The sequence below is a fragment of the Paenibacillus taichungensis genome, from assembly GCF_003287275.1.
GTDB classification, from domain to species: Bacteria; Bacillota; Bacilli; order Paenibacillales; family Paenibacillaceae; genus Paenibacillus; species Paenibacillus taichungensis_A.
This window is the reverse complement of sequence record NZ_QEVW01000008.1, coordinates 278,452-294,799: the sequence shown is the minus strand read 5'-3', so window position 1 is coordinate 294,799 and position 16,348 is coordinate 278,452. Positions and strand designations below refer to the sequence as shown.

The window sequence follows — 16,348 nt, the reverse complement described above, 5'->3', positions numbered from 1 at the left end:
TGCATCTGTGTACTAACCTACGCTGTAAAGACGTGGCAAACAGATGCATCATTCATCCCGTCTCTTTCCCCCTCATTCTTTTCCTCAAGCGAACATATTGACTGTAGATCCAAGGTGATTCTTTCGTCAGAATCGGGCCAAGCACTGCAAGAATCAATACGTATAACACGGCAAAAGACTGAATGGATGCCATCAGGCCTCCTGCCTTGCCGATGTTCGCCATAATGATGGAGAACTCTCCACGGGATACGAGTGTGAAGCCCACATTGAGAGAAGCCTTGGGAGTCATCCCAGAGAGTCTGCCAGCGATCATGCCCGCACCATAGTTGCTGGCAATGGTCAGAATAACGGCAATCACGGTCATTCCTACGGCCCCGCCAAGGGTCGAGGGTTCAATCGTCAGGCCAAAGCTGAAAAAGAAGATGGCCCCAAAGAAATCTTTGAACGGCATAATCTGATGCTCAATTCGGCTGGCATGTCTCGATTCTCCCAGAACCAACCCCATCATCAGAGCTCCAATCGCCTCGGCTACATGCAGCGTTTCCGAGAAACCCGCCACCAGAAAGAGCAGCGTCATAACCGTAAGCAGAAATAACTCGGATGACTTGATGTTGAGTGCCTTATCAATATACTTGATGCATTTCCTGCCTATGATCAGAAATAGCACAATAAAGAGCAGCGCAGACAGGGATACGAGCAAGACGCTGAGGAATGAGGTAGCCCCACTAAGTACAAGCCCCGTCAGAATCGAGATATGGATGGCGATGAACAGATCATCAAACATGATCATGCCCATAATAATCTCCGTCTCAGGGTTCGCCGTACGCTTTAGATCGACGAGTACTTTAGCCACAATAGCTGTGGAAGAACTCGTCATAATACCACAGACAACCAACGTTTCCTTGAGTGGCAGTTCCATGAACCATCCCAGCAACAGACCGGAAGCAAAATTTAGTCCAACGTAGAACATACCTCCGGTCAGAATGGCTTTGCCTGACTTCATCAGGCGGGAGACCGAAAATTCCAGTCCCAGATAAAAGAGCAAAAACAGAATACCCAGCCTGCCCATAAATTCAATAAATTCCGAGCTTTCGATAAAACGCAAATCCACAATGCCGATCTGTGGTGCATGCGGTCCAACAGCCATACCAATCAGAATATAGAAAGGAATGACCGAAAATCGTAATCTTGCAGATATTAGCCCCGTAAGTGTAATCAGCGCAACGGCAATTCCCACTTCGAATATGAGCATATCCATAGGCTAGAGCCGCCCATTGGATAACAACTGTTTTAACAGTTTGATCTGATCCCGTTCACCAGCGACAACAACCGTAGCCCCCGCGGTAAAGGTATAGTCCGGACCTGGATTAAACTGCTTCGTCCTGTTCTTCTCCACCACAGCCAGAATAACTGCCCCTGTTGCCTGGCGAATATTAAGTTCTCCGATCGTTCTTCCTATGCTCTCTGAATGCGGCTCAATACGGAGCCACTCAATTAACAGTCCTTCCAGCATAACTTCACGCTCATCCTGAAAGGTTGGTTTGTACGTCATGCCACCGACAATAGCCGCAACCGCACGTGCCTCATCATCATCCAGTGTGACCAGTGACACCATGTCTCCCAGTTCTTCAGGCGAATCGCCTGATTCCATGTGAAACAGGTCACGTCTCTCATCATTATGGATGACGATGACCAGATGCTCACCGCTACGTGTGTGCAGCCAATATTTCCGTCCAATTCCCGGCAAATCCGTCTCTTTAAAGTGCATGATCTGCACCCCCAGTGGACATCCGGTTCAAGGATTCATTGTTTAACGTAATATCCGTAATGCGTACTCGCATGGAGCCAGCCGGTATATTAATCGACCTCACTTCCCCCTTGAGCCCAAGCAATAATTGCCGCCCCACTGGGGAGAGGAAGGAAATATGCCCCGCATCCGGGTCCGCGTCATCCGGCATCACAATGGTGAATGAATCAGATGTATGGAAGTCGACGTACTCAAAACGGATCAAACTACCGATAAGTACCACCGAGTCCAGAGCTTCATCCGAACCAAGGAGCAGCTTCTCCACACACGTCGTATAGTTCGCGAGCAGCCGTTCCATCTGCGAACGTTCCGGATCACGCACGTCAAAATAGGCGTCGAGAAATGTTCTTTTCTCTTCACCGAATATAATGAGCTGGTTCACCAGCATTTCTCTGCAATTTTGAAAGGAGGTCCTATGGTTCATAATAGATCTCACCTCCTATACAAGCCCTGTTCTCCATGTTGATTCGCATGTTTTTCTTCATCATGTTGTTCTCCTCCTTCATATAGATAAAAAAACCACGGATACCGCGGTCTTACTACCATCTTACCAAAACAAATTTTTTAATCCAGCTATTCCGTTAACTTTGCGTTTTATAACGATAAAAATGGCGTTAATCCAGCTTCCAAACTTAACCTTTACATCATATGACAGATCCATAGAAGATTTTAATAACGTCATAAAAAACATTTTATGGGTTTTCATCTCGTATTTTTATTTTGTTTCCTGTATATTTAACTACAAACTTTTATGCAATTTATACAAATAGCCATCCCAAGACTTTAACACAATAAAGGAGTGCATTGAAAAAGTGTCGACTATAACTAAGGATTCAACTCAAGTAACTGCCGCAGAGTATGTTCATTCCGTTTACGAATCGGTTATCGCCAGAAATCCACAGGAAAGTGAATTCCATCAGGCTGTCAAAGAGATCCTGGACTCGCTTATTCCTGTCATTGCAGCTCACCCGAAATATCGGGAGAATGGCTTGCTTGAACAGCTTGTTGAGCCAGAACGTGTCATTACGTTCCGCGTGCCTTGGGTAGATGATCAAGGCAAGGTACAAGTAAACCGTGGATTCCGTGTTCAGTTCAACAGCGCAATTGGGCCTTACAAAGGCGGACTTCGTTTCCACCCTTCCGTTTACTCGGGAATCGTTAAATTCCTGGGGTTCGAACAAATTTTCAAAAATGCCCTGACTGGCCTGCCAATCGGTGGTGGTAAAGGTGGTTCCGACTTCGATCCAAAAGGAAAATCAGATCTGGAAGTCATGCGTTTCACTCAAAGCTTCATGACTGAGCTGTACAAATATATCGGTTCCGATGCGGACGTACCTGCCGGCGACATCGGTGTAGGTGCACGGGAAATCGGTTATATGTTCGGACAGTACAAACGCATCAGCGGTGGACACGAAGCTGGCGTACTCACAGGTAAAGGATTACTGTACGGAGGAAGTCTTGCACGTAAGGAGGCTACAGGATTCGGATGCGTGTACTTTGTGAAGGAGATGTTGGCGTCCAAAGGACTGAGCTTCAAGGACAGCACGGTGGTTGTCTCCGGTTCGGGTAATGTATCCATCTATGCCATTCAGAAGGCTCAGGAGCTTGGAGCTCATGTTGTGGCGTGTAGTGACTCCGGTGGTTACATCTATGACGCTCAAGGAATCAATCTGGATACCGTAAAAAGATTAAAAGAGGTTGATCGTCTGCGGATCAGCGAATATGTCAAAGAGCATCCGCATGCCGTGTACACTGAAGGTTGCGAAGGAATCTGGTCTATCCCTTGTGATATCGCGCTGCCTTGTGCAACGCAAAATGAAATCGACGAACAGGCTGCTGCATTGCTTGTGCAAGGCGGAGTTAAAGCAATCGGTGAAGGAGCGAATATGCCTTCCACTCTGGCTGCAATTGACGTTTTCCATAAAGAAGGCGTTCTGTTTGGACCAGCCAAAGCGGCTAATGCTGGCGGAGTTGCCGTGTCCGCACTTGAAATGTCGCAGAACAGCATGCGGTTGTCCTGGTCATTTGAAGAAGTGGACGCCAAGCTGCATGACATTATGTCGAACATCTATACTAGCTGTGTTCAGGCAGCGGATGAGTACGGCTGTGCAGGCAACCTGCTTGCCGGAGCGAACATCGCTGGCTTCCTGAAGGTGGCAGACGCCATGCTGGCGCAAGGTATCGTCTAGTCCTTCAGATGGCATTACTCTCTGCATTACAGAACATCTGCTTTACAGAATAACTTAAACGATACATCTTATCGCACAGATATAAGCAAGGGCAGTTCTCCATTTGGGAGAACTGCCCTTTAACATTGATATAACAGACGATGGTTACTTGAATCGCAGTGTCAGTCCCTGTGTAAGGAAGACCATAACTCATACATTAATTACGAACGTACCGTTTTTAGGGCACCACTCCACGAAAGCACCTGATCCAGCATGCCGTTCAGATTGGTCAAATGCAGATCAGCTGGTTTAAAGGTCGTGCCGTTCTCAAAATCGGTAAACAGCGACAGTGCCGGATGAACACGAACATCTGCAACAGACAATTCGCCAAGAATGCCCCGAAGATGTTCTGCCGCGCGTGCACCACCTACGGAACCATAACTTACAATGCCTGCCGCCTTGTTGTTCCATGCCTCACGTGCGTAATCCAGTGCATTCTTCAACGATGCAGAGATACTATGATTGTATTCCTGAACAATAAATACGAACCCGTCCAGGCTTGCCAGCTTCGTATTCCAGGCAGTCGCCTGCTCCGTTGCATCCGCCTCTCCCAGAAGCGGAAGCTTGTAATCAGCGATATCCACGATCTCGTAGTTTGCGTCACCACGTGCATCCGCAATCTGTTTTACCCATTCTCCAACCTGTGGACTCAAACGCCCTTCACGTGTACTCCCAAGAATAATTCCAATGTTAAGTTTCGACATCGATTGTTCCTCCTCTTGTGTGTTGTTGTTTGTTTTCCCGAATAATTTATCCATAAAACCCATGTTCACACCATCCTGTATCCGCTTGGTTTGATTTATTCTGTTAATATTGATAATAAGTAATTAAATTCATTTAGTCAAGTAACTTACATAAAGTTTGTATATATTTTTTTTAATTTTTCTTTATCATACAAATATGGTTATGAATTTATTCTACATAAGATAAGAGTTCAATAAAAAAAGTGGTTTTCCCGTTTACCCGAAGAAACAGCCCTCGGCGGAAATCGCTATTCAGTCCATTCATGCCAAGGTTGTCTTTCTGGATAAAGCGTTTGAACATGTGGATGCGAACGTGGAGCGCAGATTCTGCATGCCGATTGCTGCCTCAAGTCCATTCTAGCCTACGCTTTCTTCGCTACTATGCAGCATATTGATCGAAATCCAGCCTGATGGTAAAGTTGTACTAACCTTAAAATAGCATTCTTTTTAATAAAAGGAAGTGTACAAATGACTAACCAAGCATTCAGTAGCAATCAGGCTACTCTGCATTTAAGCGCAGACTGCGAGCAATGTTTTGGGCTATGCTGTGTCGCCTTGCCGTATGGCAAGTCCTCAGACTTTGCTTTTGATAAATCCAGCGGTACCCCCTGTTCCAATCTCCGTAACGATAACCGTTGTGGCATCCATACACAGCTGCGACAGAAAGGGTTCAAGGGCTGCACAGTCTACGATTGTTTCGGGGCTGGTCAGAAACTGTCACAGATTACATATTCGGGCAAGGATTGGCGTAATCATCCGGAATCAGCTGCTGAAATGTTCGATTGTTTGCCTGTCATGAAGCAGCTTCATGAGATGATGAGCTATATCATTGAAATGCTACAGCTGCCGGAAACATCATCCATCCATGCCGCGTTGAAGGACGTATATCGGGAAACGGAACGACTGACCAATCTGAAGCCATCTGCCATATTACGTCTCGATATTCCCTCACATCGGGCGATGGTGAACGAACTGCTTGTACAGGCCAGCGAGATGGTGCGGGCAAAGGTCCCAGCTTCAGAGAACCGACCATCCAAATCGAAGACCAAAAAGCGTACCGGAAGAGACTTTCTGGGTGCCAATCTTAAAGGCGCTGACCTTCGGGGTGCAAGCTTTAGAGGTGCCTTAATGATAGCTGCTGATTTACGAAACGCAGATATGAGAAGCACCGATCTAATTGGGGCCGACTTGCGGGATGCGAATCTGGGTGGGGCCGATCTGAGAGGCAGCATCTTTCTGACACAATCCCAGCTCAACTCGGCAAAAGGCAGTGCAGATACCAAGTTGCCGGATCATTTAAACATTCCCTCACACTGGCTGTAGGGAAGACTGTCTCCACATGAGTTACGAGTATAAATCAATATGAACAGCTCATGAATATGTATTAATCCATTTGTACAACACAAATAGCTCGTCCTTCTAATAAGAGGGACGAGCTATTTGTGTTGTATCACATTTTAAATAATCATGCTTACAACTGCGGTAATGAATTAACGGACTACAGCAAGTCGCGGCGAAGGTCCTCAGCTGATTTAGGAGACAGGTGACCGAGTGGGATATCAAATACCGTCTTGGCCCCTTTGTGCCCTTCCAGACTCAAACGTTGTGCGGCTCTTGCATAAGCCACCAGCACACTTGCGGTAAATTCAGGATTGCTGTCGAGCTTCAGACCAAATTCAATAATTTGTTTCTGGCCTGCGCCTGTAACTCCACTGCGAATGACAAACCCACCGTGCGGCATGCCTTCATGCTCAGCCTTCAATTGCTCTTCAGTAATGAAAGTCACCGTTGTATCGTAATCCGAGAAATAGTTCGGCATGGAAACAATCGTTTCGCGAATCTCGTCCTGATTTGCACCAGCTTCTGCAACTACATAACATTGACGCAGATGCTTCTCACGTGTGGTTAATTCTGGTGTCTCCCCGGCACGAATGCTGTTGATTACTTCTTCAACAGGTACAGTGTATTGCACACCAGCCTTAACGCCTGGTACACGACGGATCGCATCGGAGTGACCTTGGCTGACCCCTTTACCCCAGAACGTGTACTCTTTACCCTCTGGCAGGATCGATTGGGCAAGCAGTCGGTTCATTGAGAACAAGCCCGGGTCCCAACCTGTGGAAATGACGCTCACATGGCCACCTTGCTCTGCCGCAGCGTTAACTTCTTTATAGAATTCAGGGATCTTGGCATGTGTATCGAAGCTATCCACCGTATTGAACAATTTTGCAATTGCAGGTGTCTGCTCCGGAAGATCAGTTGCCGAACCTCCACACAGAATCATCACATCAATTTTGCCTATGTATTGCTCAGCAGCAGAGATGTGCTCGAAACGAACCTCCGTACCTTCTGCAACCATCTGCTCCGGGTTACGACGTGTAAATACAGCAACAAGCTCCATATCCGGGTTTTGAGTAATAGCTTTCTCTACACCTTTGCCCAGATTTCCGTAACCTACGATACCAACTTTGACCATGTTCAATCCTCTCCTGTCTTCATCTATAGTTGCCTACTTTATCTAGTATAATGATATAACATAACATGTAAATTGTCAGGTTTCCAGTTTGAAATAAAAATACCTTGCATGCAGAGCAGCAAGGACTGATATATTCCTTTTATTCTAATCACGACCAACCGAATGGATAAACGGTATGGCATCTACGGAAGAAGTAGCAAACAAGACGGAAACGGACAACACCGTTAGAGACAACAGACAACTTGCCAGGAGTAAGGAAAGGAATCTTGATGCGGTTCTGATCTTTTTCATCCATCCTACCTCCTCATCCTGTTTGCTATATTTTGGCTGAATTATGTTCTTCATAGTTCACCGGACCGCTTCACCAACTCCAAAATTTCATTGGCGACAATATCCGGCTGACTGTTATGAATATCGTGTTTGGCGTGTGCTACAGTGACCTGTGTCCCTTGACTGGACCATGAAGCAAAATCGGCCTGATCTGCCTGCCATGACCGGCTACCTTCGCTTGGTTTCTCTGAACCGGCCGTCAGAATGGTTAGCGGGAAGGTGAATTCCTTTTTATGCTCCAGGATATGGGCTGCGTTCGTCTTGGAATTGCGCATCTCTCCAATCACGTTGTCATTGTAAGCATGCATGAGTGTGGATATGGTGGCTGCCTTTCTCATTGACTCCGTAACGAGATCCGGGTTAACGACCATAGATTCCGTAATCCGATCCGAATGCAGCAATGTACGCACAATTCCTGTTTTCACCAGAAGACGGGCTGAATCGAAATACCAATCTGATTGCTCCATAGCCACAGTGCTGTAATATTCGGGACTTCCTCCATCGATCATGACCATGCCAGCTACTTCATCGGGATACATTTGTGCGAATCGCACAGTCTCCAGCGATCCGAGAGAATGACCTACCATGATATATGGCGGACGTTGGCCGGATACTCGCAGCAGTTGATGGATCTCCTCCGTAATGGTATCGATATCACGTGGCCGATCCGTATAATCGCTATACCCGTAACCGAACCGATCATACACCGCAATTTTCACCTGGGATTTCAACTTGTTATACAATGGGCTGAAATCAACGTACGGATTAGGCGTACCCCAGCCTGAAGCGAGAACGACTGTCGCATTTCCTCTTCCCGTTGTATAGAGATGCATGTTATGTCCGCTCACCTCATACATCTTGCCCGGTGCAGTATAAGATTTCATGTCCTGTGTCGACTGATAAGCCTCGTACACGGTTCCTGCCAGCAGCAAAAGTCCTGTTGCCAGCATCAGGCCACCCAGCCCTTTCAAACCTCTCCGTAACCCCTTCTTCATCGTTCTCTACCCCTTACCCGAATCATCTTCTATATGTATTCTTCAATCTTACCCAAGTACGGGTGGAAACGGAACGATCCCGGGTCCAGTTCTTTCCCCAACCTAAGTCTAGTTCCATCCCCCTACCCGCAGCATCAAAAATACCATTGAGACCTGTACCAAAGGGAAGATAATCATATAGACAACGTCAAATAACCGCAAATTCCCGTTAACGGAAACCTGCGGTTTTGATGATATTCATTTTGTAAAAAGGCAAATACACCCTCTGCAATCTACAGTTGCAACGTGAGACCCACCGGGCAATGATCACTGCCCATGACATGGCAATCAATATGTGCATCTGACACCTTCGGAGCAAGCTGATTGGACACCAGAAAATAATCGATTCGCCATCCAACATTACGCTCTCTTACCTTGGGCATGTACGACCACCAACTGTACACATCCGTGCGATCCGGGTACAGATGGCGGAAGCTATCCACATATCCGGCAGCCAGCAGGTCGGTCATCTTGCCTCGCTCTTCCAGCGTGAATCCCGAGTTGCCCAGATTCGGCTTCGGATTCTTCAGGTCGATCTCCTGATGGGCTACATTGAGGTCACCACATACGATAACCGGCTTGGTCTGCTCCAATTGCAGCACGTACCCTCTGAACCGATCCTCCCATTCCAAACGGTAAGGAAGTCTGGTCAGATCCCGCTTCGCATTGGGGGTATATACGTTGATTAGATAAAAATGATCAAACTCTAACGTAATCATTCGCCCTTCCGGTTCGCTATCTTCCTCTATCCCGTACCAGACAGATAACGGCTTGATCCGGGTAAATACGGCTGTGCCGGAGTATCCTTTTTTTACAGCATAATTCCAGTATTGATATACGTCTTCTCCCAGATCCATCTCGATCTGTCCTGCCTGCAGCTTAGTCTCCTGTACACAGAAAATATCGGCCTGACTCTCGTTATAATAATCCATGAATCCCTTGGTGACACATGCCCGCAATCCATTCACATTCCAGGACACCAGCTTCATATCCTCATCTCCTCACATCTCCCCAATATAGCATGGGCGAATTCGGAAGGACAAGCTGAGGTGTGACGATATCGAAACAGAGTGAGCGCTTCCTAAGCCATAAGCTCACTCATACAACCAGGATAATGCTTCGGGCAGATGCTTGGCAAAAAACAATAGATCATGCGTTCCGCCCTCTTCCTCCACGTAATTCAGCCGCTCAGCAGGATAGCCCTGGGCCAAAATCATGCGACACGCGGAACGTGTATTTTCCAGCATTTGTGCTTGGGCATTAGCCTTGTACACACCTTCCAGACTCCCAACGTACATATACAGCTTCAAGCCACGGCGTTCAGCCCATGAATATTTACTCATATAATCGAGGAAACCTTCATACCACATTGAGGCTGATAACGCCCCAACCTTTCCAAAGATATGAGGGAATTCCATCGCCGCAAACAGAGAGATCAGCCCACCGAGCGAACAGCCAAGTATACCTGTATTCTCTGAATCTGCAAGAGTACGGTAAGACGAGTCCACATACGGCTTCAGCTGCTCAGTGATCGCCTTCAGATATATGCTTCCCTGACCGCCAAAGGCCGAAAAGGATGCATGCAGCGCTGGTACAGGCCATGGTGTATAGTCATCGTTGCGATTGTGAGGTTCAATACCGACCAAAATCAATTCAGGCAGTTTTCCGGAGCGAAAGGAATGATCCAGAAGATTACTGCAGGCTTTGGCTACCCCTCCTCCATCCTGAATATAAACGACCGGGTAATGACGATCTCCCTCTGTGTAAGATGGCGGAAGCAGCAGATGGAGCGTCCAGCCACCAACCGACTCCTGTACCCATTTGCTCATGTATGGAACCCTTCCCTTCTGTTTCAAATCTGGCTTGTTACATTCGGTTTTTGAGCAGTAAAAAAATGAAATAAGGAACACCAATAATGGAGATGACGATGCCCACAGGCAGTTCTGCCGGGGCAAACACCGTTTTGCCGATTAGATCCCCTACAACGACCATCGCCATGCCAACCAATCCGGATATCGGAATGACCCGTTTATGGTGAAGCCCCACCAGGCGCCGTGCAATATGAGGAGCGATTAACCCAACAAATCCGATACTCCCGGATACGGCAACACAGGCACTAACGAGCCCAACACTGCCCAGTAACAATATTTTTCTCTCCCGATGCACATCCACGCCGAGTCCCATGCTGCTAGCCTCCTGCAGCTGCATGACATCCAGCACACGGGATTTAGCCCAAAGCAATGGAATCAGCAGAACCAGCCATGGAATCATCGCCGATATGTATCGCCAGTTGGCATTATAGATGCTGCCTGTCAGCCAGACGGTAGCCATCTCAAAATCGGAGGGGTTCATTTTGAGGGAAAGGTAAAGCGTAATTGCACTAAAACCTGAACCGATGGCAATCCCGACGAGAATGAGCCTTTGGGAATCCAACTGACCGCGCTCCTGTGCAAACCACAAGATGAGAACGACTGCGGTTAATCCACCTACCAAGCCAAACAACGGCATTGCCATAATGGATAACCATCCTGTACCCGTTATGGACCCGTGAAACAGAAGCATAAAGAGCACCATTGCTGTTCCGGCGCCGGCGTTAATACCAAGCATGCCGGGGTCAGCAAGCGGATTGCGCGCGATGCCCTGAATCACAGCTCCGGCAATCCCGAGTCCCAGGCCAAGCAGTAATGCAATGACAATACGCGGCAGCCTGAAATCAAAAATAACGAGATCATGCTCATGGACAGGGTCCAGCCGCAATAACGTTTTGACCACATCCATCACCGATATGTCAAACGCACCGTTGGTCAAACTGATATAAACGGCTGTTGCAATGATTATTGCACTTATGAAAATGACGAACCATAATCTTCCCCGCTGCGCTTCAGGCATGTTTTCCCCCTCCTTTGGTTTTGATCAGATAAAGGAAGAAGGGAACGCCGAATAATGCGGTGACGACTCCAATTGGTGTTTCAAACGGAGAGTTAATGAAACGGCTAAGGATGTCACACCAAGCCAAAAAGAACCCGCCCAATACAGCGGAACACGGAATAACCCAGCGGTAATCCACCCCGAAGAGAAATCGGGTAATATGCGGAACCAACAAACCGACAAAAGCGATTTTGCCCGCCAAAGCTACAGATATTCCAGTCAGTATAACCACACTTAGTATTGATAAGGCCTTAACCCATCCGGTACGCTGCCCCAGGCTTGTTGCCACATCATCACCCATCGACAGAATGGTAATGGACTTGGAAAGGATGATGGCTATCGCCAGTCCCACTACAGCAAATGGAATAATCAGCTTGATCATGCCCGGGTCCATCTGATGCAATCTGGCGTTATACCAGAAACTGATTGTTTGAGACACCTGATAATAGGTAGCCACGGCCTGAGATACACCACCGAGGAATGTACCAATAATCGTGCCCAGAATGGCAAGCCGAACAGGCGACATGCCGCCTGGCAGTAACCAGGCTATGAAGAATACCAGTCCTGCTCCTAGTGCCGATCCCGCCAAAGAGTAAAATATAAGGCCAAGGGATGTCGTATTCGGCATAAATACCATACATAAGGTGATGACCACTACAGATCCATCGGATACCCCCATAATGGAAGGGGATGCAAGATAATTTCTTGTCATCCCCTGCATGAGTGCACCTGACACCGCCAGAAAAGCCCCGATCAATAGAGCTCCAATGACACGTGGGAGCCGGGATGACACGATAATCTGGTGATCGATGCTCTCTGTATCAAAATGAAAAATGGCTGCTGTGATGGTCGAAACGTCAATGCTCTTGGCTCCGTACATGACCGATGCCAGAATGGTAACTGCAATGAACAGAGGTGCTGCTGCGAACAGCACCACCGGATTCAATCTTCTTTTATGCATAGGAGTATACACGCCTTGCTCTAATTATTTGGATAACTGCTCAACGGCTGCTTTCAGGAATTCAATACGACTCCAGGCCGGACCACCTTCAGCCAATGGATCAATGACATTGACAAAAGCATGATTTTCTTTCAGCGCAGTTGTCTTCTGGATAATCGGGTTGTTCTGCAGATCTGTCAGGGCATTCGGGGTGTCGGAGTTCTCGGATGTCTCAAATTGTACAAACACGTAATCCGGGTTCATCTCTGCAAACTTCTCCACCGAAAGTGCTTCCTGTGCTTTGGCTGCCTGAATCTCGGCCGGAACCTGGAATCCAAGGTCTCCATACAGGATCGGATTCACAAAGACAGACTCAGGATACACATACATTTGTCCGTTACGAATACGTACTGCCAGCACTTTTTTGTTTTCCAGTTTGTCCCCAAGTTCAGCCTGGGCAGTAGTCAGAGCAGCCTTATACTGTTCAATCTCCTGTTTGGCCTGTTCCTGCTTGCCTGTCAGCTCAGCCAGCAGATTCAGGTTAGACTCCCAATCTGTAGCAATATGAGACACCTGGATAAACGGCGCAATTTTGCTTAACTGCTCGGCCACTTCAGGCTTAAACTTCGTGGAACCCAGAATAATATCCGGTTTCAGGGACAAAATGGTTTCAAAGTTAGGCTCAATCTTCTGCCCAATGGAATCAGCCTGATCCGTGATAGAAGCATACATCTCCGGGAATTCGCCGCCAAAAGTAATAGCCCCTACCGGATGTACATCAAGAACCAGTGCATCCTCCATGGCTTCCATGGAACCGGTAATTACAATACGGCTAACCTCTGTAGGAACCGTGTACTCCTGATCTAAGTATTTAATGGTGCGTGTGCTGCCTTCAGCTGCCTCAGCTGTATCCGTTTGATCGGTCGTTGCCGTGGTTCCGGTCGAAGCCGAATTCTCAGCAGTCCCTGACGCGTCCTCTTTATTGCCGCACGCTCCCAATACAGCGAGCATACATATCATGACCAAACATAACCCCAATTTCTTTCTCATCTCTGGTGATCCCCCTTCAATTTCGATTATTCTAATTGAGAATAATAATCATTATTGAATGATAAACAAGATTGACCAACAGAACCATGGACTCTGTCCTGAATCTCTATGGATTTTTCACCGATAGCGATCCATCAGATCGTCCAGGATGCGTTCGTTGGCGAGGGGCGAGTTCTCAAGCCAGGGATCAGCCGGGATGATGAACAACCGGTTATTCTGAACAGATTTTATATTTTGCCACAAGGAGGTTTTCTGAACATCCTCCCAGAAGGATAACGTCTCACTCTCCTGACATACCATCAGAAATATCCAATCGGTCTGCATTTCATCCAGTTGTTCCAGTGTAATCGGCTCGTTATATATTTCCCCTTCTTCACTGATATGGGCTGGTTTGACTGCCAAATCTCCATATAACACTTGCAACATGGAAGGTGAACAATAACGTGTGAACTGATGTTTTAACAAACGGACAACGACAACCTTCTCGTTGCCAAGCTTCTGCTGCATCATCGTTTTGACCTGATCCGACTTATGATCATAAGTTTCCAGCCAACTCTTGGCATCCTGCTGTGCCCCCAGATGTTCAGCCAGAATCTGAAGCTGTGATCGCCAGTTGTGATCTGAGACTGTGAGGTAATGAACCGGCGCAATACCTTCAAGCTGTGCTTTCTCCTCAGGTCGCAAGTGGTCGTAACTGATAATCAGGTCTGGCTGATGCTCCTGCAGAGCCTGAATTTTGGATTGCCATTCCATGTCAATCCGATAGGCACTCAGATGCACAGGGATGTCTTTACCATACATTCGATAATAATACGACGTCCATTTCGGGTGCAGCGGTGCCGCATAGGGAATCATGTTCAGGGCTAGCAAATGTCCTGTAATCGCAATGTGATAAGCGGCAATTTTACGGCGGCGGCTATTCATATATACCGAAGGGGATATTCCCATGGCTTTTTTAAATTTGCGACTGAAATAAAATTCGTCCTGGTATCCGACCTGATGGGCAATATCCCGCAGACGCATTTCAGTACCGGCCATCAGTTGCTTCGCCCGGTTAATGCGGAGTGAAGAGATATAATCGGTTGTACTCATTCCGTATCTTCGCTTGAACAGGTCCACATAATATTTCGGACTCAGCCCGGCCATGCCTGCCAGATATTCCACGGTTAGATTCTCATTGGAATGCTCATCGATATAATCTTTGGTACGCTGGATCATCATCTGGGAATCTTCCTTGAGCGGAGGTGATGCTTCTGTAAGGCTTGCGAGCAGTTGGAGAAACTGCACATGTGCCTGAAAATGCCCCATGGCCCTGCCACTATGCCACAGGTTGTGTATTTCTTCGCACATAAATGAGAGCTGAACGGTTGGAGACACCGCCAGCTCCTTGCCAGATCTGAACATCGGGGTATCTTTAACCACATGCAAGGTGTCAGGATCATCATGCAGCTCTTGATAAAGATCAAACCGCATGATCGTTACTTCGGCTCCTTCATCTCCGAAAGAAGTCAGCCCAAAAGTGGATTCGGGTACACAGGAATAAACGCCTTGTGCATGGATATGGATAGACCCCCGATCCAGTGTCAGTAAGGCTTCACCACCTGTGACCATGACAAGCACATAAGATGAGGTATGCTGCTGGGGAATGTTCCAGTCTGAAGTGGATTTCATTTTCTCTATATCACGCAATTTTATAGTCAATCTGTCGAGTGCATACGTGGAATCCATTTCTTGATTCGTATATATGTTAGGGGAAATCATCTATTTACAGGCCTCCATTTGATAACCATTCTCAATAACTATTAATCAGTATATCAAATTTTCGGAGGCCCCCGCATCTACTAGTTCTTTCATAATCGTGCTAATCCGTTCAATCTCTGGATGCAAATCGCAGTGCCCTGCTGATCAACACAGGTAATACTGAGACGTGACCCTCATCTTCAAAACAGATAAAATCAGCGCGGACTCCACTTGCATCGGAATGGTTCAACCATTCGGTAAACGCTCGGGAACGTTCAATTACCCCGCTGGTATGACTCCCCTCCAGTTCTCCTGATGCAAGTAAAATATGAATTTCCGTACGGTTATCCAGCAAACGGGAAGTAAACGTCTCTTGCTGCTGGGCGATCCATGCCGAGTTCCAATGAAGAGACGGACTACCTGCAATGTAATTTCGGTAGGTTCCCGGACGTTCCAGTAACAACTGCAAAACAAATAATCCGCCCAGCGAGTGCCCCACAACGGATTGTCTGCTCCGGTCGATAGGATAGCGTCGTTCAATATCCGGCTTCAATTGTTCCTCGATAAACAGGGTGAATGCTTCAGCGCCGCCATGCTCCGGCCAAGTTGCTCCATCCGGTCTCCGGGGTAATTCCCCTTCGGGAACCGACATCATAAAATCATAGTGCCTGTCCGGTGGAAAGGGTTCCCGGACTGCATACCCAACGCCAACAATAACTGACGGCACAACCCCGGTCTTCTCCGGGCGTAAAGATTGTACACGCATGGCCTCAACCATCGTACCAAACACCGCATTGGCATCCAGCAGATAGATCACGGGATATCCTGAAGCTGGCGGGGTACCCTCCGGCACCCAAACTCTGATCTCATACTCTCTTTCGGTCTGTTCTGCACGCATGCGGTAAAAGGTTGTTCCCGGCAACGTTACCTCTGGTTCTGTTCCGTCATGTCTCATCACTTGTTTCAATAAAGATTCCTCCTGGTTGCTACGGCTTTAGTCTCCGATTATATCCAAGGTCGGTCCGGCCTTCCATGGACGAATCACCCATTTCCATATGGAAAATGCACCGCT

General features: G+C 47.5%; 16 protein-coding genes. 2 read left to right on the top strand and 14 right to left on the bottom strand.

What is annotated here, in order from left to right:
- Positions 1-52: 52 nt before the first annotated feature.
- From DC345_RS13925 to DC345_RS13915, 3 genes are read right to left on the bottom strand one after another with little or no spacing between them, the layout of a single operon-like run.
- A complete protein-coding gene (locus tag DC345_RS13925) occupies positions 53-1,258 on the bottom strand; it encodes a cation:proton antiporter (RefSeq protein WP_113053602.1) in 1,206 nt (401 codons plus the stop codon).
- 3 nt (positions 1,259-1,261) lie between these two features.
- Complete coding sequence (locus DC345_RS13920; protein WP_113053601.1) at positions 1,262-1,768, bottom strand: cation:proton antiporter regulatory subunit; 507 nt, start codon at positions 1,766-1,768, stop codon at positions 1,262-1,264.
- Positions 1,758-2,231, bottom strand: a complete 474-nt coding sequence (locus DC345_RS13915) for a GreA/GreB family elongation factor (protein ID WP_113053600.1) — start codon at positions 2,229-2,231, stop codon at positions 1,758-1,760. The genes DC345_RS13920 and DC345_RS13915 overlap by 11 nt, the downstream gene beginning before the upstream one ends.
- 388 nt (positions 2,232-2,619) lie before the next feature.
- On the opposite strand from DC345_RS13915, the gene gdhA reads away from it, so the two are divergent.
- Complete coding sequence (gene gdhA, locus DC345_RS13910) at positions 2,620-3,996, top strand: NADP-specific glutamate dehydrogenase (protein WP_113053599.1); 1,377 nt, start codon at positions 2,620-2,622, stop codon at positions 3,994-3,996.
- Between the two features lie 200 nt (positions 3,997-4,196).
- Here the strand turns inward: gdhA and DC345_RS13905 are convergent, their stop codons facing one another.
- On the bottom strand, positions 4,197-4,739 hold the full coding sequence (locus DC345_RS13905) for an NADPH-dependent FMN reductase (RefSeq protein WP_113053755.1): 543 nt from the start codon (positions 4,737-4,739) through the stop codon (positions 4,197-4,199).
- Positions 4,740-5,246: 507 nt separating this feature from the next.
- Here DC345_RS13905 and DC345_RS13900 point away from each other — a divergent pair.
- On the top strand, positions 5,247-6,101 hold the full coding sequence (locus DC345_RS13900; protein ID WP_113053598.1) for a pentapeptide repeat-containing protein: 855 nt from the start codon (positions 5,247-5,249) through the stop codon (positions 6,099-6,101).
- 175 nt (positions 6,102-6,276) lie between these two features.
- Here the strand turns inward: DC345_RS13900 and DC345_RS13895 are convergent, their stop codons facing one another.
- The 10 genes from DC345_RS13895 to DC345_RS13855 all read right to left on the bottom strand — a co-directional run bounded on the left by DC345_RS13895 (position 6,277) and on the right by DC345_RS13855 (position 16,231).
- A complete protein-coding gene (locus tag DC345_RS13895; RefSeq protein ID WP_371121655.1) occupies positions 6,277-7,254 on the bottom strand; it encodes a diaminopimelate dehydrogenase in 978 nt (325 codons plus the stop codon).
- 144 nt (positions 7,255-7,398) lie between these two features.
- Positions 7,399-7,545: a hypothetical protein gene (locus DC345_RS31725; protein WP_157258407.1), complete on the bottom strand. Its 147-nt coding sequence runs from the start codon at positions 7,543-7,545 to the stop codon at positions 7,399-7,401.
- 50 nt (positions 7,546-7,595) lie between these two features.
- Positions 7,596-8,579, bottom strand: a complete 984-nt coding sequence (locus tag DC345_RS13890) for an alpha/beta fold hydrolase (RefSeq protein WP_113053597.1) — start codon at positions 8,577-8,579, stop codon at positions 7,596-7,598.
- Positions 8,580-8,851: 272 nt separating this feature from the next.
- Positions 8,852-9,607, bottom strand: a complete 756-nt coding sequence (locus DC345_RS13885; protein WP_113053596.1) for an exodeoxyribonuclease III — start codon at positions 9,605-9,607, stop codon at positions 8,852-8,854.
- A gap of 105 nt (positions 9,608-9,712) precedes the next feature.
- Entirely contained in the window at positions 9,713-10,447 is a 735-nt protein-coding gene (locus DC345_RS13880; RefSeq protein ID WP_113053595.1) for an alpha/beta hydrolase, read from the bottom strand.
- A gap of 37 nt (positions 10,448-10,484) precedes the next feature.
- Positions 10,485-11,507: a FecCD family ABC transporter permease gene (locus DC345_RS13875; protein ID WP_113053594.1), complete on the bottom strand. Its 1,023-nt coding sequence runs from the start codon at positions 11,505-11,507 to the stop codon at positions 10,485-10,487.
- Positions 11,500-12,507 (bottom strand): FecCD family ABC transporter permease, encoded by a 1,008-nt coding sequence (locus tag DC345_RS13870; RefSeq protein ID WP_113053593.1) that lies wholly within the window; start codon positions 12,505-12,507, stop codon positions 11,500-11,502. The genes DC345_RS13875 and DC345_RS13870 overlap by 8 nt, the downstream gene beginning before the upstream one ends.
- A gap of 24 nt (positions 12,508-12,531) precedes the next feature.
- Entirely contained in the window at positions 12,532-13,536 is a 1,005-nt protein-coding gene (locus DC345_RS13865; RefSeq protein ID WP_113053592.1) for an ABC transporter substrate-binding protein, read from the bottom strand.
- Positions 13,537-13,653: 117 nt separating this feature from the next.
- Entirely contained in the window at positions 13,654-15,237 is a 1,584-nt protein-coding gene (locus DC345_RS13860; RefSeq protein WP_181586591.1) for an AraC family transcriptional regulator, read from the bottom strand.
- Between the two features lie 169 nt (positions 15,238-15,406).
- A complete protein-coding gene (locus DC345_RS13855; protein ID WP_113053754.1) occupies positions 15,407-16,231 on the bottom strand; it encodes an alpha/beta hydrolase in 825 nt (274 codons plus the stop codon).
- Positions 16,232-16,348: the final 117 nt, after the last annotated feature.